General features: G+C 41.3%; 12 protein-coding genes and 2 tRNA genes. 4 read left to right on the forward strand and 10 right to left on the reverse strand.

The window, feature by feature from the left end:
• Positions 1-74 precede the first annotated feature (74 nt).
• From LQ201_RS12200 to LQ201_RS12240, 9 genes are all read right to left on the reverse strand, one after another.
• Entirely contained in the window at positions 75-773 is a 699-nt protein-coding gene (locus LQ201_RS12200; protein ID WP_230142712.1) for a hypothetical protein, read from the reverse strand.
• 75 nt (positions 774-848) lie between these two features.
• A complete protein-coding gene (locus tag LQ201_RS12205; RefSeq protein WP_230142714.1) occupies positions 849-1,601 on the reverse strand; it encodes a hypothetical protein in 753 nt (250 codons plus the stop codon).
• Positions 1,602-1,603: 2 nt separating this feature from the next.
• Positions 1,604-6,679 carry a DUF6443 domain-containing protein gene (locus LQ201_RS12210; protein WP_230142717.1) on the reverse strand — a complete coding sequence of 1,692 codons (5,076 nt, stop codon included), beginning with the start codon at positions 6,677-6,679 and terminating at the stop codon, positions 1,604-1,606.
• Positions 6,680-6,707: 28 nt separating this feature from the next.
• On the reverse strand, positions 6,708-7,073 hold the full coding sequence (locus LQ201_RS12215; RefSeq protein WP_230142719.1) for a hypothetical protein: 366 nt from the start codon (positions 7,071-7,073) through the stop codon (positions 6,708-6,710).
• Positions 7,074-7,107: 34 nt separating this feature from the next.
• Positions 7,108-10,854, reverse strand: coding sequence for a hypothetical protein (locus LQ201_RS12220; protein WP_230142721.1), 3,747 nt, complete (start codon positions 10,852-10,854; stop codon positions 7,108-7,110).
• A gap of 936 nt (positions 10,855-11,790) precedes the next feature.
• Positions 11,791-11,864, reverse strand: a tRNA-Asp gene (locus LQ201_RS12225).
• A gap of 195 nt (positions 11,865-12,059) precedes the next feature.
• A tRNA-Asp gene (locus tag LQ201_RS12230) sits at positions 12,060-12,133 on the reverse strand.
• A 103-nt stretch (positions 12,134-12,236) separates the two neighbouring features.
• Positions 12,237-13,310 carry a peptide chain release factor 1 gene (gene prfA / locus LQ201_RS12235; protein WP_057933254.1) on the reverse strand — a complete coding sequence of 358 codons (1,074 nt, stop codon included), beginning with the start codon at positions 13,308-13,310 and terminating at the stop codon, positions 12,237-12,239.
• A gap of 492 nt (positions 13,311-13,802) precedes the next feature.
• Complete coding sequence (locus LQ201_RS12240; RefSeq protein WP_230142723.1) at positions 13,803-14,552, reverse strand: UDP-2,3-diacylglucosamine diphosphatase; 750 nt, start codon at positions 14,550-14,552, stop codon at positions 13,803-13,805.
• A gap of 352 nt (positions 14,553-14,904) precedes the next feature.
• Here LQ201_RS12240 and LQ201_RS12245 point away from each other — a divergent pair, with 352 nt between their 5' ends.
• The 4 genes from LQ201_RS12245 to LQ201_RS12260 all read left to right on the forward strand — a co-directional run bounded on the left by LQ201_RS12245 (position 14,905) and on the right by LQ201_RS12260 (position 19,109).
• Positions 14,905-17,031, forward strand: a complete 2,127-nt coding sequence (locus LQ201_RS12245) for a prolyl oligopeptidase family protein (protein WP_230142726.1) — start codon at positions 14,905-14,907, stop codon at positions 17,029-17,031.
• An 11-nt stretch (positions 17,032-17,042) separates the two neighbouring features.
• Positions 17,043-17,561 carry a hypothetical protein gene (locus tag LQ201_RS12250; protein WP_230142728.1) on the forward strand — a complete coding sequence of 173 codons (519 nt, stop codon included), beginning with the start codon at positions 17,043-17,045 and terminating at the stop codon, positions 17,559-17,561.
• Positions 17,562-17,729: 168 nt separating this feature from the next.
• Positions 17,730-18,740 (forward strand): NAD(P)/FAD-dependent oxidoreductase, encoded by a 1,011-nt coding sequence (locus LQ201_RS12255; protein ID WP_029274634.1) that lies wholly within the window; start codon positions 17,730-17,732, stop codon positions 18,738-18,740.
• Between the two features lie 42 nt (positions 18,741-18,782).
• The gene (locus LQ201_RS12260; protein ID WP_025141835.1) at positions 18,783-19,109 is read left to right on the forward strand and encodes a 2Fe-2S iron-sulfur cluster-binding protein; all 327 of its coding nucleotides are present in this window, start codon (positions 18,783-18,785) and stop codon (positions 19,107-19,109) included.
• Between the two features lie 596 nt (positions 19,110-19,705).
• Here the strand turns inward: LQ201_RS12260 and LQ201_RS12265 are convergent.
• Positions 19,706-22,312, reverse strand: a complete 2,607-nt coding sequence (locus tag LQ201_RS12265; protein ID WP_230142731.1) for a glycoside hydrolase family 2 TIM barrel-domain containing protein — start codon at positions 22,310-22,312, stop codon at positions 19,706-19,708.
• Positions 22,313-22,367: the final 55 nt, after the last annotated feature.

Here is a 22,367-nt window from a genome sequence, read left to right on the forward strand (position 1 = left end):
GAAATAAGATTTAACTCCTCATGCGGAATTGCAAATAACTGATATTGCCAAATAGCCATTTATGAGCAGTTTCTTTATAACTTTGGGATAATGTAACGCCTAGTCGATATAGGGTAAAAATCATTACGCTTTGATAGAAACTCTCCAACATTTATCGGAGTCACATGCGCTATTTCAAGCTCTCTTATAAATTCCCCCACGAAAGTACAGAATTTACCATCTTTTGTTAATTCTGGGGTGTAATATATATTTAGCGTGTTTTCTGGTCTATATATATATTCTGCTCCCTCTTGCACCCGCATCAGTTCCCCAACATATACTGATAACAGATAGGCCAAAGGGTAGTCCTTGCGTTTTGTACTAAATCTTTTGGTGATGACCACAGATAGTCTTTCGAGATAAATCGGGTCGAGGCTGACCTTAACATCAAAATCCAGTTTTTTGGATAACTCTGCGCAGTAATAAGGAATCGATTCTTTTAGGTTGGCAATCCTTGTCTTTTCTTTTTCAAAAAATGATCCATCGCCTTTTACCGGATAGACTCCAGATGCGATCATTGGCTCCAGATATTTAATATCATCGGCATATAGCCCTTCTCCACTTGATGCAGGAAACAGTGTCACCGTACCATCTTTATAAATGGTAACAAGCGCCATATTTGATTTCAGCTGATAGAAATGATCGATATTATCGAATTTTTTGTCGTTTATCTTACTCAGGGATTTAATATCCATAGCGCTGTAAAACTCCTTCTGGGCATTTGATTCTTCCATGCTTGTCAATAATATTAGGGCACTCAAAATAATCAACGTCACTTTCAAGTTCTCAAAATACCATGAGCCATATCTTTATAACTTGGGGATAATATAACTATCAGGGCTCCTTCTTATCGGATAAAAATCGTTACGCTTTGATAGAAACTCTCCAACACTGACCGGAGTGACATGTGCTATTTCAAGCTCTCTTATAAATTCACCCACAAAAGTACAGAATTTACCATCTTTTGTTAATTCTGGACTATAATAAATATTTAAGTTATGATTTAGACTAAATAGATATTCTGCCCCTTCTTGCACCCGCATCAGTTCCCCAACATATACTGATAACAGATAGGCCAAAGGGTAGTCCTTGCGTTTTGTACTGAATCTTTTGGTGATGACCACAGATAGTCTTTCGAGATAAACTGGGTCAAGGCTGACCTTAACATCAAAATCCAGTTTTTTGGATAACTCTGCGCAGTAATAAGGAATCGATTCTTTTAGGTTGGCAATCCTTGTCTTTTCTTTTTCAAAAAATGATCCGTCACCTTTTACCGGATAGACTCCAGATGCGATCATTGGCTCCAGATATTTAATATCATCGGCATACAGCCCTTCTCCCCCTGACGCAGGAAACAGTGTCACTGTACCATCTTTATAAATGGTAACCAGTGCCATATTTGATTTTAGCTGATAGAAATGATCGATATCATCGAATTTTTTATCTTTAAGTTTACTCAAAGATTTAATATCCATAGCGCTGTAAAACTTCTTCTGGGCATTTGATTCTTCCATGCTTGTCAATAATATTAAGGCAGTCAAAATTAAAAATTTATTTCTCATAATCATTTTATTAATGGGACCGCAACAGTTGTCAGATCTTGTTTGATTGGAATGCCGTTCTTTACCGACAACTTAAAATTGACGTTCATTCTTCCTCCATCCATACTGTACTGGGCCTTATACTGGTAGATAATTATATTCAGGGCACTAGCCGCCAAAAGAACAGATTTAGCAATTTTTACTTCTTTAGTGGTTATGAAGGTCAGCGACACTGCACTGGCCCTCATGCCTCCGTAAACCCTGTATTCCCTTGGAATTGACGCCGCAAGATTTGTTAAATGACCGAGCACTTGCCCTGTACTGGTTGAATTATAAATGTCCCCAGACTTAGCTTTTACTTCAAACCAGGCTGCCTCCTTAACCCTTATATTTGGTTCAAACCAACCAGTCTTTAAAATCCCGTCAGCAAAGCCATCTGGTTTTGTGGTCCTAGTCCCCCCTGACATTTTTCTGGTATCCGATGAATAATGGTCTGCTTCAAACCCGCTTGCTATAGCGGACCTATGCCACGAGTCTTCAAATATTTTGCCCACCCTATCTTCTAGGGCACCACCTGATAAGCCAGGATTCAAACTACTTATATAGTCGACCAGAGTCAATTTATCCAAAAAAGACCAGGATGTCATGCTGAGTGCGATTTCAGCTTTTTTATACTCCTGTTCTTCCTCAGTCTCTTCCCCGGCCATCCTCTTCAACCTATCATTACCATCGCTCATCGCAACCCCCATTCTCGCCCAGCCAATCAATGCCTCTGCCCCTGGAATTGGCTCCATTCCATCCGGATCAATAAACCTGATTGGATTATTAAAGGCATAATTATATGGAGAATGCCTCCTCATTTTATCGGCAAGAGGATCAATCACATTCCAACGCCCAATTACCGGGTCATAAAACCTTGCACCATAATCAAGCTGCCCGAGTTCATCCTGCAGCTCCTTACCGTTATACAGATATTTATTTACCCCTGCACTGGCAGCATTTCTCATCCCAAACGCATAATAATTATCAACTTGTAGGGGCTGTAATGCAAGCGTAGTTGGATGTCTATTGAACGTATAACGCACATTACCCAGATGATCGGTCAGGTTATGCTCATAAGTATAAGTACCACCACTGTTCCTGGCTATACCTGTTTCGGTATGGATGATATCGATCGAATTTCCATTGTACTCTATTCCATCAATGTAATTCCGGGTTGTCCCATTACTAACTTTGCGGAGTTTTTCACCAGTAGCGTCATAAGTATATGTTATACTTACAGATCCGCCAACTGCTGTTACGGGAAGATTCTGGTTATTATAGGTCAGGGCAAAACCATTCCGTCCATCAAAGGTTGCGTTCCCATTTAAGTCATATTGATAAACCCCTGTAGCCAATGGACCTCCTGTAATCTGGATCAATCTGTTTCCACTATAGTTGTATGTCCCCACTGTACCATTATCCCTGCTCAAGGTCTTAATATTGCCCATCTCGTCATAACTTAACATCTCGCTCATCGAAATCCCCGAAGTGGTGCTTCCGTTGGTGAGCCTGTTTAGATGATCATACTGGTAGCTGAACGAATTAGGAAAATTATTGGACGATCCCCAGCGTTGATAAGAGATGTTGCCGTTATATTGCGGCCTGTCAGAGTCGTCATAGTTCAGTTCTATGCTAAACTGATCTGACACATCTTTTTTCATCCAGCCCCGCTCATTGTAGCTTAAAGTACTCCTGTACAAGAAATTATCGCCACCAGTACCATGAAGGTTCTTATTGAGCAGTTGTCCAAGCTCGTTATAAACAAGCCTAATTAGCTCAAGTTCACCCTGTCCATTAATATTGGAAAAGCTTTTTATCTTTCTGCCCACATGATCGTAAGTATTCCTGTCAACAATCGAGGTTTCAGCTGAACCTGCATGGTGATTCCTACTGATTGATTCTACCGCCCCAGCAAAATCATAACTATTGGTAATCTCATCATAGTTGGATGTCTCCTGGTTACCCGAAAGGTGATGCTGTTTAAAAGCTTTAGCCAACATTCCCCTTTCATCGTAAAAATTCAAAGAGAGCATCATTACCGATGTTCCAAGCACTTTTACCTTGGTCCCAGTCAACAATCCCTTAATTTTGGTACTAGCTCCGTTGTAGACATATGTATTACCTTCAGGAAAAGTGTAGTCATCATAATAATTAACCGTATAGTTATCAGTTCCCGTTCTGGGAAACGCATCATTGCTATAGTCGTTGCCAATGTTTCTGGTCTCCCACATCAGATGACTTACCCCATCAGCCATTACGGTTTCCTGCAGGGTACTGCGATCCAGGGCATTGTCATAAACACCTGTACACACATTTCGTCCGAATCTGTCATACTTGGTAAACATCCACTGGTTCTGTACACGCTGGTTGTTGTCCTGACTAAGCACTACCTGGTCGAGCCTATTGTACACCATATACTCCCAGCCTTTACCCGGAATCTTTTTTTCCACCAACCTATTACGGTTGTCATAGCGGTACTGATAACAGAAATCGTCCAGTTTTGCCTGGGTAATTTCTCCATCATCCGGTCTGGCGCCAGGAGGAAGCACAAAACAGAGATTGCCCAGATCATCATAGATATAATAGGTCGATAGCATCTGCAAAGCCCCACCGGCCGGCTGCTCGAAGTGCCGCTTCACAACGATATGGCCTTCCTTATCTTTATACTCGTAAATACTTCCTGCCTTACCATCTGCCTCAGTCCAGTTTTCATCCTTAACAATGGTCAGGAACAGACTACTATAACTCTGGCTCCCGTTTTCAGACAAAGTCCGCAGATGCTGCTGACCAGGAGAAGTATTGATCACCGCATCGTAACGCCTGATTATTAGGTCATGAATGCCCGCATAGTGGTTTCCGGTGAATTCACTTCTCACTGTATGACCTGAGCCAGGCTGCCAGGTAGTTCCTGGAGCTCCTTGTTCCAGCATTCTTGATAAAGGAGATTTCTCAAACTTCATTTCTGCAAAAGGATAGTCTGTAGCGACATGATCGGGGGCCTGTTGCGTATAAAAGAGTTTTTGTTCGCTATTCCCGTATCCACCTGTACCGTTCAATGCATTTGTCCTAAAAGATCCGGCTGGGCCATCAGCAGCTGTATAAGGAAGATACTTTACCGCTTCCCTTCCAAATTCATCGTACGCAATCGGCTGGATCACATCCCTTCCAGATGGACTGGCACCAACATTAACTAGCTGCATCGCTCTTCCAAGTCCATCAACATACTGGATATTTCTGTTCACATCAGAAATACTGCTGCCAGGAAGGGAAGCAACGTCGGTCAATCGCGTCCGTGGCGTATAGGTGTAAATATAATTGTAGTCCGATGTGGATTCAGAAGCTGATCCGGAGACCTCAATACTTATTAAAAAGCTTCCGCTGCCCGAACTATTATAAGCTGTAATGGTATATGTCGTTGCTGAGGACGAGGTATTTGGCATACCGCTGATCATACCGGTATTGGCGTCAAGTACCAAACCAGACGGCAACGCAGGGCTGACGGTATAACCTACCATCTCTGCCAACTTGCGGACATTATGGGATCCGTTCTCTGCAACAAAGAGGTTTCCCTGCCCATCGATGCTCAGTCCGTAGACCGAATTGAAACGGATTACCGGACCCGTGCCATTGACAGTCCCCGCTGAGGTCGTACCGGCATAACTGGCTACCACACCCGAAGAGCTGATCTTCCTCACCGTATTATTCTGTTGATCGGCAACATATACATTTCCGGAGGCATCTATAGCAACTCCATTTGGGTAATTAAAGCTTGCTGCTGTCCCAGTACTGTTCAAAGAACCTATTGAGCCGCTTCCGGCCAAAGTGCTTACTGTGCCACCGCTGATCTTTCGGATCATATGGTTAAGGCGGTCTGCAACATACAGCGTCCCAGAAGCATCAAATCCAAGTCCCATAGGGTTCCGAAAAGATGCCGACAGCAAAGCCCCGTTTGCTGAACCTGCTGCCCCTGAACCTGCATAGTCGCCCACCACTCCTGAGGGAGTAACCACCCGAATTTTATTATTACCGTAATCCGCTACATACAGATTACCAGAAGCATCAAATGCCAGACCAATCGGACTGCTGAAACTCGCCGCGGTTCCCGTGCCGTTGGCCGACCCCGCAGACCCACTACCCGCATAAGTAGTGACCACACCTGATGGGGTAATTTTACGTATCCGGTGATTCTGTTGGTCGGAAACAAAAACATTTCCAGAAGCATCCACTGCAAGAGCAGATGGGTGCTGAAACTGCGCCGCTGTCCCTGTGCCATCTGCATAGCCTCCGTAACCTATACCCGCAAGAGTAGTAACCTCTCCCGCAGAACTGATCTTACGGATCAAATGGTTACCTGCATCGGCAACGTATACATTGCCTGAGGGATCCACCGCAGTACCTAAAGGGTTGTTAAAATAGGCTGAGGAACCGTTTCCATTGGAAGCGCCCGAAGCATTTGCACCGGCAAAAGTAGTAGCGGTCACCCCCCCTGCTACTTGGCCTCCCGTATTTACAGGCGAAAGGTTCACAGATGAACCCACAGCAAACACATTTACCGCATTATAACTGATCACAGGCACTCCTGAAGAGCCACCTGAATCGAGCGAACTGATCTGCAGCGCTATAGTGCCTATACTACTACTATACCCCTCAACGGCCAGATAGTAGGTGCCGGTGGAAAGGGTATAACTCAGATGAGACCTGGTTCCACAATCAGGTGAATCATCCTGAAAAGTCACTACTGCCCCACTGGAATTCAATATATGGATATAAGTATCAAAATCACTCGCACATAAGGAGAAATCCAATGTCGCAGCCCCCGTTACCACAAAACGGTAATATACCTCTGGACTGGACTGCCCCATATTGTTTGTATAGGTCGTCCCTCCATAAGAAGCGCTGTTACGGCTATCCGTAAAAACAGGGCCGCCACTACCGTTATAGCTGCCTACATAAATTGCCGTAGACATGGAGGCCCCTGTCTGTGCCCTACTTTCTAAATTGAAAAGGAGCAGCAAAAGGCACACGCATACCGAGATTCTGAGCATTAATTTTTTCATAACTTTACAAATAAAATGATGTTCAAGACTAATTATCCTTAACCATTTGCCCCTCACCTATACGTTCAGATGGTGGCACTAGCTTTTCCAGTTGGAGTGGAGTTAATATTGCTCTGAGTTTGATATTCCGCCCCTCCATTAATGCTTTTATTCTGCTCTTGCGTAGCTGACCAGAAACCGAAGTATCTCTTTCCACAGTCAGGAGACTCGCCTTATAATCTGTTTGAATTTTTTCCACTTGCCCTGCCTTCAACGAATCCACCAGAAGGGTTACTTTATAGAATGACTGTAAGCCCTGTTTATTTTTATTCTCTTTTTTCTGCTGTGCACTAACCTCAGCCCCACTGTACAGCATAAATATGAACAGGGCAAAGGCGATTATATTTTTTTTCATTTGAATTAAATTGAAAATTTTACAGACCAAACTATTATTCATTAAAAAGCACCACGGTATGTTCTGTATTAGGCTGTAAATTCAGCAGGTCACCGCTTCGTAATAGCGTGCTCCCCCAAACAAGCCTGGAAAGGCTTCCGTTATAATTATCTTCAAAACGAATACCCAACTTATATTCTCCAGGCTCTATGTATAGCTCGGCGAAGTTGTTGGTGGGTGTATTGTATGGTATCCGCTTACTCATCACAATCGAATTATTCCGGAACAGGTCAACATAAACCGCCCTTGGAATGATGCTGCCAGATGGCCAGGTATTGAGTTTAATCAATACATTTGCCTCTGGCTTTTGGGAATCTTCCCCTACAATCATGGAACTCCAGTAGGAATTGAGGTTTTGCTCAGCATAAGTATTTGCCGAAAGAGATGAAATTGGGTTAAAAAAAGCACCAGCTGGCTGAACGGAATTTACAACCCGACGTACATTATCACTAAAAATATGGTTGAAGGTCAACATCATAGGATTATTTACGGTGCTTAGCGTTTTTGCCAGTGCAGGGGTTTTAGCCAATACATATTCATGTTTTTTCACAATGTAACCCTGGTCATCCTTAACAGTAACCAAACGGCCATAATCGTCGTAGCTGAAATATTTTGATCTTCCGTCAGGTGAGGTTGTCGCAGCCACACCGATCATGGGGATATGGGCATATGTGCTGACCATAGCATTGGGAAGGGCAGCACTGATACTGCTCCCAATTGCCTTGATCTCAGTAATTGTGGTAGCAGTATATACCTGCGAAGCATTAAAAGATGAAGTGACATCATAATACCCGACACCATTTATCTCAGCTATAGGATACTGATCGTTATAGCCCCATAAATAGGTCTTGACCAGTTTACTTTTTTCAGTAAGCTGCAGCACATTTTCATGATCATCATAAAGATCAAAACTCATCAATACTTCAAGAGGTCCTGTACCTACCGACTTAAACAAAGTAACAGGTAGAATATGCATTCCCAAATGCAACGCTGCATAATCCGTCTTTGAACGTGCCGTTTCAACCTGAACGTTGTTGTCATTTATAGCGTAACTGATCTCCTCAATCACCTGACTGATCATATTACGGTTTTTCATCGTATCACATACAGCTACACTAGGATAATCGTAAGCATATTTAAGTACTTTGGATACCGTACCATTGTTCTTTCCGGAAGTTGTTATCCTGCTGATCTGTGGATAGGTCGGATTGTTATATTCATAGGCCGTAGTCTTTTCCACCACGTCATTCCCCTTGAGCCATTTCTCAGATTCTGAACTAAGCAATAACTTCGCCACCTGGATCCCATACTGACCAGCATTAAAAACATCATAAACACTTTGAGAACCATTGATGAATGAATTATTGAGATTATACAGTGAAGCATCCGAAAGCCCTGTGGGGTAGCCATTAAAAAAATGATAATCAATCTTGGGATAAGAATAAATTACCCTGATCTGGTCTGCCTTACTGTACTTGGAATACGTAAATTCCTTACTGTGTACCAAGTTAAAATTCCCAGATTCAAATGCATAATCTTCAATCAGCCGTTCAGCCCCCATCAGTCCGTCCGTCTGGAGTACCGGTATATTAGTTCCTTCGATCTTGGCATCACTGCTGAACGAGTATGGGCCAAATTGGCCGGGAGGATAGTAATTATAAACTTTTTTGCCAGTCATTCCTCCAAGGTCGCTATTGTATTCGGTCACTTTGGTATAATAAATCGGAGCACCGTTGGGATAGGTGTAATCCGTTGAAGAAGCAGGAACATAAGTAGTCCTCTTTTCCGAAAACTTAACCTGAAGGCAGCCACGGCTTCCACAGCTTGATGAGATCGGTGTAAAATCCTCCCCTATGTTGGTCGATCCAGGTCCTGCCATATAAGCTACAGTCTGACTATAGTTGTATGGCTTGAAGGTCTTCCGTGCCACATCATATTCGCGGTACGGGGAGTTGACTAGTATACCTGTCCCATCTTCCATATCCCCATATCTATAGTACTTATAAGTTGCCGGCTTGCTTGACCTTCCATCATAATGGCTAATGGTCTTTACCCTTAACCCACCTGTCATCGCATATAAGTCCTGATGTGGACTCACCGCCTGCCTTACAGCATTGGCCTCATACTCAAAATCAACATATCCGCCTGTTGGATAAATAATCCTTCTTAACATCCCTGCATTCAAAGAAACTTCATCCACAGCTTCAATATTCCTGTTCTGACTATTTGAAGTACCAAAAGTAAATACAGAATTGATCCCATAGCCATAACATGCATCTTGTGGAGAAGGATAAAACATCTGGCTAATCTTTGTTTCCGGAATGGCGGTAAAGCCGACATTTTCATTTACCTGCGAAGTAAATACATTGGCATAGCCCCATGCATCCTTGCCCTGCAGGTGATCGCCAAAACAGAATTTACTCCCATATAAGAATTTATAGGTTTCAATAATCGTGGTACTACCTGAACATTTTATTGAGTCCAGATAACGCGTGGCGTAGGCACTTCCATTTGCACTGGCAAAGGCGGCAAGATTTTCAGGCAAGGCAATCGACTGGAAAAAATCAAAGGACTTGACCTGTTGATTATCCGGCTTCTTGATTTTGATCGAGCTCAACTGTTCGGCTCCATTGAACTCTACATAGCCATTGCGGAAGTCAACTCTTGCCATCGCAATACCAAGAACAGTAGTTCCAGCGGAATTTGGCGTCTGTGCCGGATAGGTTTTTTCAACTACATTATTCGACTGATCAAGGTAAGGAAAGTGAAAAACCGATCTTCCGTTTGACAGATGTTCCATATATTTTGGTGAGGACAAACGATAAGAACGGTACTGGGACATCAGACTTTCATAGGTGGCGTAACTGGCGGTAATCTGATCGGCCCTGTAATAGGTATCCATTCCACACGGATTCTCATTCGTATAATACTCAATTGATTGGTTATTCGCATTAAACATTACCGGTGCTTTCAATTGATAACTAAAATTCAAGCTTTCTGTCCTATTTACATTTTCTATTTTACGGCATTTAAATGCAGTTTTGATCAAACCTGTAAACTCGACACACTTCGCTGCCCTTTCCCCAACGTTCATCGCGCCCCTGGCGCCAAAGTAGTATGTCGTACCATCAGTGTCCGTGATGATAAATTCTCCGTCAACATAATTAATCCGAATATTATCAAAGGGCACTGGAACAATTGAATATGAACTGCCAGTGTCATTTTTACGAAAATAAAATGACCCGGATTTGGTTAGCAATTTATAGTTGAACTTATCAGGCATGCCGTCTTGCTCACCTCTTGCTATCTTGTGGTTATCCAATGCATCATTATCACTAATGGGATATTGTAAATCAGGGCTATTGGCCCTAAACACCTTTATGCCGTTATTCTGGATGTAGCCCCCAGCTTCAAGATCATCAATGCCGTTTACACTTCTGGTAATCTGGATATCAGAGCTTAGTGACCAGCCCATTCCCGCCCTGGTCGCTTTTTCCTGTATCTTAAAACCGCCGGCATGGTAGTTCAGGGTAATGGGCATATTGAGCCCCCCAGACTGAACGGTATATAATGGCACAGAAATATCCGGGATACCCGTATTGAAATTCACCGGGTAATTGACCATTTTGATGAGCGCCGCAGCTTCGGGCGACACCGGTACCTTTGGCTGGGCTTTAACAGAACTGCCAACCGCACACAGTACAGCCAAAGGCATAGCCAGTAGAAATAATTTTAATTTCATGTTCTATGAATTGATTAAAGAGAAGAGACCTTATAAGATATATTCAGCAAGGCAATACCGCTGTTGGAGATGGGACGTGACTTATGGGTAGTCATTGAATGTTGAGAGAGTCGTGTCATGAGACGTTGCTTTATTTGATGCTAAAAATAACCGGAAAATACAACTTTGTATTACCTCCATGTAACAAATGTAAATGGATTACTGCAGGAAAACAGGGGTTTAAATCATAAAACTAAGGGGGTAAATTGGGCATAATCTAAAAAGCAGGTCTGTTATCTATAATTATTCCTCAGATTTATATTCTGATTTTACCATTTATTAAACCTAGCGTAAGGGATCAAATAATTTGGTTTATGCAGCAAGTACAATTATCTTTTCATTTTTAACAGCGATTACTCAGTTATACATTTTGACAATTTCAGCAGGAGTGTGGAGCTTATCTAGAAAAAATATCAGTTTAATCACATCGTATCTCGTTCTCAACCAACCATAAAGCATGAGCATTATTATTTCAACCGCGCGAGCGTTTTGATTTTCCAAAAGGCACAATAAATATTGGCAAACCACTTATTTGGGACCGCAGCTACTTCTTAAAACACCTTTTCAAAAGAATTTTTACGGTACCGGAAAGCAGGCTGAAAGAATTCTACCGTCATCATTTGCATTACTATTTAGCCAATAACGTCAGAAATAGTGTGAAACTGTTCTTTAAATTTGCGGGAGCTTTTCAAAAGATAATTAGAAGCATTAGCTGATAGATATATACGGCAAAAACCACGTTAGGACGCAAAGGAAATTCGATTCCCCCCAACTTTTCCGCTTGATCCCAACTTTTCCGCTTGATCCAAAAAATGAATATTTTAGTGTTTTCCAGTAAACGAAAAAGCCTGTAACATTTAATTTACAGGCTTTTAGTTAAATTTAAAACTATTTTCGCGGAATGGACGGGACTCGAACCCGCGACCTCCTGCGTGACAGGCAGGCATTCTAACCAGCTGAACTACCACTCCTTTTGCTCTCTTTAAAGTTCGAACCTCTTTCCCCTTTCGGGAGTACAAATATAGACACTATATTCAGTTTATCACTATAACAATCGACTTTTTAATCAATAATTACGTAACACGCTGAACCTCATTCTAAATATTTTGATCAAAACGATTATTAAACAAAAAAGCCTCAACTTTTTCAAGTTAAGGCTTTTGTTGCGGAATGGACGGGACTCGAACCCGCGACCTCCTGCGTGACAGGCAGGCATTCTAACCAGCTGAACTACCACTCCTTTTGTTCTTCTTTAAAGTTCGAACCTCTTGTCTCTTTCGAGGTTGCAAATATAGAGACTATATCTTAATTTGCAAACTTTTTTTTCAAAAATATATAACTTACTATCCTACAGCACCTTCCTGCATCTTTTCTGCATTTTCTGCGAACTGAAGTGCATCAATAATCTCCTGAATATCGCCATCCATAATGCTTGGCAAGTTGTACATCGTTAATCCGATACGGTGTTCGGTAACACGGCCCTGCGGATAATTGTAGGTTCTGATCTTAGCCGAACGATCGCCGGTTGAAACCATTGTTTTACGTTTAGCGGCAATATCACCGTTCTTTTTCTGCAATTCGATATCGTAAAGTTTACTACGCAACATCTCCATTGCAATAACACGGTTACCCAATTGCGAACGCTCCTGCTGGCAAACCACCACAATACCCGATGGCTTGTGCGTTAACTGCACCTTGGTTTCTACCTTATTTACATTCTGCCCGCCGGCACCACCTGAACGCGAAGTTTGCAGTTCAATATCGGCGGGGTTAATGTACAGATCAATTTCTTCAGCTTCTGGCAAAACCGCTACAGATGCAGCTGAGGTATGCACACGGCCCTGAGTTTCGGTATCTGGCACACGTTGCACACGGTGCACGCCACTTTCGTATTTTAACTGACCATAAACATCATCGCCACTCACTTTGAGAATTACCTCTTTATAGCCACCTGCTGTACCTTCCGTTACATCTACGGTTTCTACCTTCCATCCCTTGGTTTCGAAATAACGGGTATACATGCGGTACAAATCGCCGGCAAATAAAGCCGCCTCATCTCCACCCGTACCACCACGGATCTCGAATACCGCGTTTTTGGCATCTTCAGGATCTTTAGGAATCAACATCAAACGGATATTGCTTTCCATTTCTTCCTGTTGTTTTAACAAAAGATCGAGCTCTTCTTTTGCCATCTCGCGCATTTCAGCATCTTTCTCAGTAGCTAAAATTTCTTTGTTGGCATCGATATTACTCATCACATTTTTGTAGATTTTATATTCATCTACAATCTTGCCCAAGTCTTTATATTCTTTGTTTAAAGCCGCAAAACGTTTCATATCCTGAATTACATCCGGATTGCTCAACGATTCTTCCACATCTTCCCAACGCAGCTTTATAGCTTCTAATTTATCTAACATATTTATTCTTGTTGAAATTTCCTGACGGTGGGTATAGGCCCAAAAATTCAGGAAATGCAAAAATAAGGAAAAAAGCTGAATTAGTTTGTTTAGGATTAGCGGTTAATTGGTTAACGGTTTGAACTGGTTAACTGTTTGGGCTTAACGTCTAAATCAAAATCTTGCCAGTAATCCGAAAATGCAAAAAAGTTGATGTTAAGGTTTTGAAAACGAAGGGTTCTGTACCTGTGGCAGCCGATAGTCCCGCTATCACTTCAAGTCCTCGCTACGCTCCGGGCTTTCCGTTTTATCGGGTTTAGGAACAAAGAATGGTGCATTTTAGGCATCATGCAACCTCAAATAGATGCGGGAATGATGTATCTAAACGGGATTAAAGTGGCAGCTCCCGATTCTTTACCGATAAATCGGCACTAAATTAACATCGGGACTATAACGAAAAGCCCGACAAACATTAAAAAAGCTACAGATACTGCTTTCCAAAAAACAAAAATATTACAGTTTTGGGTTATAGTATTCCAGTTTCAACTCCACACCATCAAAAACCCCATAAGAATTATAGTTGAGCCATTCGCCAATATTAACATAGCGGCTCCCATTACCCAAATCGATATCGAGCGGCAGGTGCCTATGTCCGAAAATAAAATAATCGAAATGTGCTTTCCGCAACTGCTCTTTGGCATAAATCGCCAGCCATTCTTTATCTTCTCCTAAAAAAACTTCTTTTTCGGTTTGTGCAGCCCTACTCCCCTGGCTCCATCCATTGGCAATACCGATCCCCAGATTTGGATGTAAACGGGCGAATAACCATTGACAAAACTTGCTTCTGAAAATCTTTCTTAAGAATTTATATTTGTTATCGCCCGGCCCTAAACCATCGCCGTGGTGCAGGTAGAATCTCTTACCACCTCTTTCAATGATCAGTTCATCGCTGATGATTTCCATGCCAATTTCCTTTGTGAAATAATCGCGCACCCACATGTCATGGTTACCTTTAAAAAAATAGATTTTTATCCCGGCATCGGCCATGGCTGCCAACTTACCCTGTAAACGGATAAAACCTTTCGGAATTACTTTAGCATACTCGAACCAGAAATCGAAAATATCGCCCATTAAAAATAGCTCGCTACAATTCGGCTCAATAAAACTCAGCCAACTTACAATACGCGCTTCACGGGCACGGCTTTCGGCATAATTTGGCGTGCCTAAATGAAAATCGGAAGCGAAGTAAATATTTTTTGACATGGATTTTCAAAGGTAAAAGAAAAAAGTGGAAAGCTTAAAGACTAAAGCCGAAAAGACTAAAGCTTAAAACGCCTTAATCTGTGAAATCCTAAAATCTGTGTAATCATCCCGTAAGGAAAAAAGCAGAAAGACCAAAGACTAAAGCAAGAACACTAAACTAAAATCACCTTAACAAATCGGTGTAATCTCTAAATCTGTGTAATCATCCCAAAGGAAAAAGCTTAAAGACTAAAGGTTAAAACGCCTTAATCTGTGAAATTACACCGAAAGGAAAAATCTGTAAAATCTCAAAATCTGTGTAATCAACCCAAAGGAAAAAAAGACATATATTAGTAAACAAATCTTATTAAAGATGAAAAAACAAATTCTATTAAGCTTATTTGCATTAAGTCTGTTTGCCTGTAACCAGGGCAAAAAACCTGCAGAAAAAATAACATTGATGAAATACCCTGAAACAAAAAAAGACAGTACAAAAGATAATTATTTCGGTACCATAATTGCCGACCCTTACCGATGGTTAGAAAACGATACTTCAGCAGAAACCAAAGCTTGGGTTGTAGCCGAAAATAAGCTTACTCAAAACTATCTCGAGCAGATTCCTTACCGTGCCGACATTAAAAAGCGTTTAACAGCATTATGGAACTATCCTAAAGAAAGTGCGCCATTTAAGGTTGGCGAATATTATTTCTTCATCAAAAATGACGGGCTTCAAAACCAAAGCATCTGGTTTATTAAAAAAGGGTTAGATGGCAAAGAAGAAGTTTTCCTCGATCCAAATAAACTTACAAAAGACGGAACGGCAGCCATTTCGATTTTGGGCTTCTCTCACGACAAAAAATACCTGGCCTATTCGGTCGCACAGGCAGGATCAGACTGGAGCAATATTTATGTAATGGAAATAGCCAGCAAAACCAAATTAGCTGATGAGCTGAAATGGACCAAATTCTCTGGCGCGGCATGGAAAGGCGATGGTTTTTACTACAGTAAATTTGATGAACCTATTAAAGGAACTGATCTTTCTGCAGCCAATAAATATCAAAAAGTATATTTCCACAAATTGGGCGATCAGCAGCAAAATGATCAATTAATTTTTGAAGACAAAACCAATCCGAACCTATATTTTGGCGCCAGTGTTACCGAAGATGAACGCTTTCTGGTGGTTTATGCCAGTGCAGGTACTTCGGGCAATGCTTTATATTATCAAGATCTAAAAGCACAGGGAAGCAAAATCGAACCTTTGATTAAGGGTTACGAAAATAACCACAGTGTTGTTGATAATATCGGCGACAAATTATTAGTAAACACCGATTTAGGAGCGGAAAACAAACAGGTAGTTCTGGTTGATCCAAAGAATACAGATCCTAAAAATTGGCAGAAAATCATCCCCGAATCTAAACTGGCACTAGAAGGTATTGGAACCGGAGGAGGATTTTTATGGGCATCGTACCTAAAAGATGCAAGTACGAATATTGTCCAGTTTGATTTGACAGGGAAGAAAATCGGGGAAGTAAAATTACCTGCAATTGGCACTGTTGATAGCTTTGGCGGCTACAAAGAAGATAAAGAATTCTTTTACAGCTTTTCTAATTTCACCACTCCAGGTACCATTTATCGTTACGACATTAACAAGAGCGAATCGATATTATATAAAAAATCAGGACTCCAATTTAACACCGATAACTACGAAACCAAACAGGTCTTTTATCCATCAAAAGATGGCACCAAGGTACCTATGTTTATTGTACATAAAAAAGGGATCAAGCTTGATGGCAACAACCCTGTTTATTTGTATGCCTACGGTGGTTTTCAGGTTAGTTTAACGCCTGGGTTCAGTCTTTCGCGTTTGTTGTTTTTAGAGCGTGGCGGCATTTACGTTCAGCCGAGCTTACGCGGCGGAAGCGAGTATGGCGAAGCCTGGCACAAAGCCGGTATGTTAGCAAAAAAACAGAACGTTTTCGACGATTTTATTGCTGCAGCCGAATACCTGGTTAAAGAGAAGTATACCAATCCATCTAAAATCGCTATTTCGGGCGGTTCCAACGGCGGCCTGTTGGTAGGTGCCTGTATGACCCAAAGACCCGATCTGTTTAAAGTGGCTTTACCTGCTGTTGGCGTGTTAGACATGCTGCGCTACCATAAATTTACCGTGGGTTGGGGTTGGGCAGTTGAATACGGAAGCAGCGACAACAAGGAAGATTTCGATTACCTGATTAAATATTCGCCGCTCCATAACCTAAAAAGCGGTGTTAATTATCCGGCAACATTAATCACCACAGCAGATCACGATGACCGCGTAGTACCTGCACATTCATTTAAATTTGCAGCAACCCTACAGGATAAATACAAGGGCGAAAACCCGGTTTTAATCAGGATCGAAACCAAAGCAGGCCATGGCGCAGGCAAACCAACAACGAAAGTGATTGAAGAAGCGGCTGATGTATGGAGCTTTGTGTTTCAGAATTTAGGAATGAGCTGGTAAAGCTGTCAGCTATGATGAAAATACATAAAGAAATTAAAAATAATGAGCTGTATTTATATCAAAACGGAGCGCTTATCTATAAAAAATGGTTAGCAACAGGCGAATCAAAAGTTTTCGATTTAATGGCTTACGACAAATACACATTAGTAAGCTTTAATGAAGTAGAGTACGGAAATTCAAATTCATTAGTTTCAGTACAAGCAGAATTGGAATTACACCTAACAAATGACGGGGGAAGGAAAACGGGTATTCTATCAGGATACAGGCCTAATCATGTATTCGAATATAAGCAAAGCCAAATATTACAAACCTATATTGGTGATATTAATTTTAGTGAATGGCCTACTATAGAACCTGGAGAGAAAAAGATCGTAAAAATTAGATTTCTTGATTTTCCTTCCCTCCACCAATATTTACATGTTGGGCGGGTATGGCATATTCATGAAGGTGAACGGGTTATTGGCAAGGCTAGAATATTATCTTTTTATGATTCTGGAGATGGGGGACCAAATTTCCCACTAAATCCATAGACCAATTATAATTTGCTTTAAACTGCTAAAAACCCTTAACTTTTGTTTTTACCCAATGCAAAGCATATAAAATATTGAATACAACAGGATTACAAAATTATCTAGAATATTTCTAAATAGCAGGATTGATAATACTTTATTTTGTAACTTTGCGTCAAATTTTTTTTAATGATCACTACTGATATAGCCGTAATAGGCGCTGGTCCGGTTGGCTTATTCGCCATTTTTGAAGCCGGTTTATTAAAAATGCGTTGCCATTTAATTGACTACCTGCCTCAGGTTGGTGGTCAGCTGTCTGAAATTTACCCTAAAAAACCGATATACGACATCCCGGGTTATCCTTCTGTGTTGGCCCAGGAACTTATCGATAACTTAATGGAGCAGGCAAAACCTTTCCATCCAACGTTTACTTTAGGCGAGCGTATTGAAGGTTTAGAGAAACGTGGCGAAGCAGATTTCGTTTTAACAACCAATATGGGTACGGTTATCGAAGCTAAAGTTGTGGTAATTGCTGGTGGTTTAGGTTGCTTTGAGCCACGTAAACCTGCTGTAGAAAATTTAGAGAACTTCGAGAATGGCAAAGGTGTAAACTATATGATCCTTGACCCAGAGAAGTACCGCGATCAGAAAATGGTGATTGCCGGTGGTGGCGACTCTGCTTTAGACTGGACCATTTATTTAGCAGAAGTTTGTTCTGAACTAACTTTGGTGCACAGAAGCGAGAGTTTCCGTGGTGCTCCAGATTCGGTTGCTAAAGTAATGGCATTGGCAGAAAGTGGTAAAATCAATCTGATTTTAAATAGCAATCTTCAGGCAGTACAGGGAACTGACAAATTAGAACAAGTTGAAATTGTACAGAACCGTACCATGGAAAAAACTGTGGTAGAAGCCGATCACTTAATTCCTTTGTTTGGTTTGAGCCCTAAATTAGGTCCGATCGAAGATTGGAACTTAAATATCAACAAAAGTGCAATTGAGGTTAACGTTGATGATTATTCGACAAATATCCCTGGAATTTATGCTATTGGCGATATCAACACTTACACCAATAAACTAAAATTGATTCTTTGTGGTTTCCACGAGGCTGCATTAATGAGCCATAGTGCTTATTCTTACATGAACCCAGGTGTGAAATATACCATGAAATATACAACCGTAAACGGAGTTTCAGAATTTTAAGCTTTCTACTATATTTGTGAATCAATATAAGTAAGCTAAAAAATGGAAAACAATATTAATATATACATGCAAGAGCCGGATGGCTCGGTTACTGAACACGTTGCACCAACCGACATGGGTTTAAGCCTGATGGAGTTTTTAAAAGCATCAGAGTACGATATTCTAGCTACTTGTGGCGGAATGGCCTTATGTGCTACCTGCTGCGTTGATGTGTTAGAAGGCGAAGAAAAACTTAACGAAATGACAGACGATGAGTATGCCATGTTAGATACTTTGCCTGATCTGTTGCCAAATTCGCGTTTAGCCTGCCAATTGCAGTTAAACAACAATATGGACGGATTAAAAGTGAAATTACATGGCGTAAGCTAGGTTGTAAAAGATATTAAATGGAAAAAGGCTATACTTATGTATTGCCTTTTTTTGTTTTCAATAGATCCGAATTGTAAACGGCCAACCGAAGACTGCAAACTGATTTGGGCGTTACCCAATCCCGTGGAATACGGGAAGGGTCCGGGCTTTTCAGGGCTACGCTTCGCTCCGGTACCGATGAAAACCTGTGAAACAAGCAAGCATACCATGATTAAATAAAAACAGATGCTTAATCGGTACTGAACCCTTACAATCCCTAACGCGGACTCATCGCAACTTTAGACCTTTAAGGTTTTGGAGCAGCCCCCTTTGTTATTAAACCTGATAAAGCGAAAAGCCCGGAGCGCAGCGAGGACTTGCAGCGATAGCAGGGCTATGATCCGCCACGACAACAGAACCCAACATTTCCAAAAACGACGAAAATAAGCCTACGCTTCAGGACTAAAAATCTTTAATTTCTAACGCTGGGATTACAAATCCCGAATAACGGAATCTTGTATCAGAGACCTCGCAGGTTTTGAAACGGCGCAGCCCTCAATGAGACCATTGAAAACAATATAATTTACGAATTAAACCTACGAGGTCTAGATGGCAACTTATTGAATATTTACTTTCTGCTTTTCTACATTCCAGCCATACACTTCTACAGCTAAATTACTTTGTTTCCCTGTATATTCTACCGTTATCGTTTTACTTTCTCCAGGTAAAATACTCACGTAGTTATCGTCATAAAAAGCAGGAAGCACACGTTCGCCGGTATTGCCATTTATTAAAGCAACACGGTTAAAAAATGCCACTGGGTTTCCGTTTGCATTACTCAAAGTAACCGTTACCTTGCCGTTTTTCTGATCAACAGTTGTAACTTTTAACGGTGCCTGTTTGATGCTTTTTAAACCCGAATATTCGCCATCTTTACCTGGAAGCCAATAAATATTCTCGCTTAAAATATTTTGCTTCTGATCTAAAATCCTTAAAGAAACGAACACACCTTCTTTTTTATCCAGTTTTGCCAGGAAATCATTCAAAGGGAACAACCTTCTTACTGAAGACGGACCAACTGAGTTAAATACCTGAGAGTAGAAATAATCTTTGCCATCCATATCGTAAGCTTTCGCCTGTACCATCAGGTTGTTTTTAGTGCTAAACCCATTGTTTACGATGGTAACCATGCTATCCAAAGGATTCATCATCACATGCAAAGGTTCACTTCCTTTCCTTAAGCCATATAAACAGGCATTAGGATCAAGGTAATAATCGTACATCTGTCCACGCATGGCTGTCCAGGGGTTTTGGGTTTTCCAGATGATTGAACCGGTATACCAGTCCCACATTTTGTTCGAGAACCCCTCCATTAATGCCCTGTATTGATCGTAGTTGGCCAATTGAGCCTTCATCGCAAAATCTTCTGCACTTTTTGGCTTGCCATACGGATTAAGGTATTGCTCGTAAGAGATGTATTTATGATAATCCCATACCGAATCGGGCTTAGCTTTGTATTGAGGCGCAATCAGGTTTTCTTTTGGGATAAAACGGAGCAGGGAAGCGTAATCGCCTACCCCTACCGATCCTACTTCCGAATTGTAAGGAAATGTTCTGGTACCCCAAAAAGTTTTAATATCCTGTATACCGTAAGGGCCATCACCGTTCCCTCCAATGGAATTGAAAGACATTTCGTCGCTATTGGAGAAATCAAAAAGTTTTCTCGTTCCATCTAAGCGCGGCAGAATATCGTTCTTTAAAGGCTCCAAAATATCTTCCGGTGGTGTAATCTCATTTCCACCACACCAAAAAGCAAGTGAAGCATGGTTTCTGATCATTTTGATCTGATCTTCAATGGCTGTTAAGGTTAAATGATGATCATCAGGATAATTTCTCCTTGTCCATTGATCTTCTTTTTTCATTGGATCTACCCACCGCCCGTTACAATCGCCACTGAACCAGAAATCCTGAAAAACCAGCAAGCCATATTTATCGCAGGCATTGTAAAACTCAGGCCTTTCTAAAATTGCTCCTCCCCAAATCCTGATCAGGTTGAGGTTCATATCTTTATGATAACGCACTTCAGCATCGTAGCGGGCATCGCTAAAACGGAGCATTGCATCAGAAATAATCCAGTTACCACCCTTAATAAAAATCTTTTGCCCGTTTACCAAAGCGCCCATACTTTTGGTATGCTCGTTCCAGATATTATCTATTTGGCGAACCCCCACTTTAAGCTGTTCTTGATCCAAAACCTGATTGGCTGCTATAAATTCGATCTTCACATCATACAGGTTCTGCGGCCCGTATCCGCTTGGCCACCATAATTTAGGGTTGTCGAGCTGTAAATCCGGAAGTTTAACCGTAGTTGTCTTATTGGCTGCAATAGTAGTTGGCTGTTTAACCAATTTTCCGGCAATTTGATATTGTAAAATGCCAGAAACAGGCTTATCGGTCGGATTTTCAACTTCAACAGAAACTTTAACGGTAGCCGGATTCTGTTTCCCTTCTGGTAAACGTTTGCCTGGAACCAAGGTAATAACCTGTGGATTCAGGATATTGATGCTTTTTGTTTTCTCGATGGTCACTTTATCCCAAATACCTGTATTCCGATCACGTGTAGGCTGAATCCAATCCCAACCGGCTGTATATTGTGTGGTTAAACCTTTGGCAATGGTGCCATCACCACCCTGGCCACCGTTGGGGTTACCTGGAAAATCCGGAGGGTAAACAATTACAGCAATCCTGTTTTTCCCGTTTGAAGATAACAGTTTGGTAATGTTATATTGCGCCCAAAGGTGCATCCCAACCTGGGTTTTTGGATTAACTTTTTTTCCGTTTAAATAAATTTCGGCTTTGTAATTTATTCCCCTAAACTGCAACCAAACCTGTTCGTTACCCGCCGCGCGCTCTTCAAAATCTTTTACAAACCAATAGGTGTAATAATCGTTACCGGTTTTATACACATCAGGAATTTTCTCATTGTTCATTCCATAAAATGGATCGGGTACTTTTTTGTTGTTCAGCAAAGTCGTTAATACTGTGCCTGGTACAGTTGCAGGCATCCAACTGTTAATCGAAAAACCTGTTTTCGAAATTTCTGAACCAGTAGATTTAGCATCTTTGATATTGGTACATACCCAACCCGAATTTAGTTCATAGCGCTGTTGTGCATTTACGGTCAAAGCCGAACAGAGTAAGAGAAGTAGGAATATTTTCTTCATTATTATTAAATTATTGAATGAGTGATTTATTGAATGAGAGAATGTTTTATTTACT

The sequence above is a fragment of the Pedobacter sp. Bi126 genome (assembly GCF_918698245.1).
Lineage (GTDB): Bacteria > Bacteroidota > Bacteroidia > Sphingobacteriales > Sphingobacteriaceae > Pedobacter.

Coding starts and splice junctions, on each gene's coding strand:
- LQ201_RS12215 (WP_230142719.1), bottom strand. CDS start 7,073: ATGAAAAAAAATATAATCGCCTTTGCCCTGTTCATATTTATGCTGTAC.
- LQ201_RS12245 (WP_230142726.1), top strand. CDS start 14,905: ATGAAAAAACAAATTCTATTAAGCTTATTTGCATTAAGTCTGTTTGCC.
- LQ201_RS12240 (WP_230142723.1), bottom strand. CDS start 14,552: ATGTCAAAAAATATTTACTTCGCTTCCGATTTTCATTTAGGCACGCCA.
- LQ201_RS12265 (WP_230142731.1), bottom strand. CDS start 22,312: ATGAAGAAAATATTCCTACTTCTCTTACTCTGTTCGGCTTTGACCGTA.
- LQ201_RS12250 (WP_230142728.1), top strand. CDS start 17,043: ATGATGAAAATACATAAAGAAATTAAAAATAATGAGCTGTATTTATAT.
- prfA (WP_057933254.1), bottom strand. CDS start 13,310: ATGTTAGATAAATTAGAAGCTATAAAGCTGCGTTGGGAAGATGTGGAA.
- LQ201_RS12255 (WP_029274634.1), top strand. CDS start 17,730: ATGATCACTACTGATATAGCCGTAATAGGCGCTGGTCCGGTTGGCTTA.
- LQ201_RS12205 (WP_230142714.1), bottom strand. CDS start 1,601: ATGAGAAATAAATTTTTAATTTTGACTGCCTTAATATTATTGACAAGC.
- LQ201_RS12260 (WP_025141835.1), top strand. CDS start 18,783: ATGGAAAACAATATTAATATATACATGCAAGAGCCGGATGGCTCGGTT.
- LQ201_RS12220 (WP_230142721.1), bottom strand. CDS start 10,854: ATGAAATTAAAATTATTTCTACTGGCTATGCCTTTGGCTGTACTGTGT.
- LQ201_RS12200 (WP_230142712.1), bottom strand. CDS start 773: ATGGAAGAATCAAATGCCCAGAAGGAGTTTTACAGCGCTATGGATATT.
- LQ201_RS12210 (WP_230142717.1), bottom strand. CDS start 6,679: ATGAAAAAATTAATGCTCAGAATCTCGGTATGCGTGTGCCTTTTGCTG.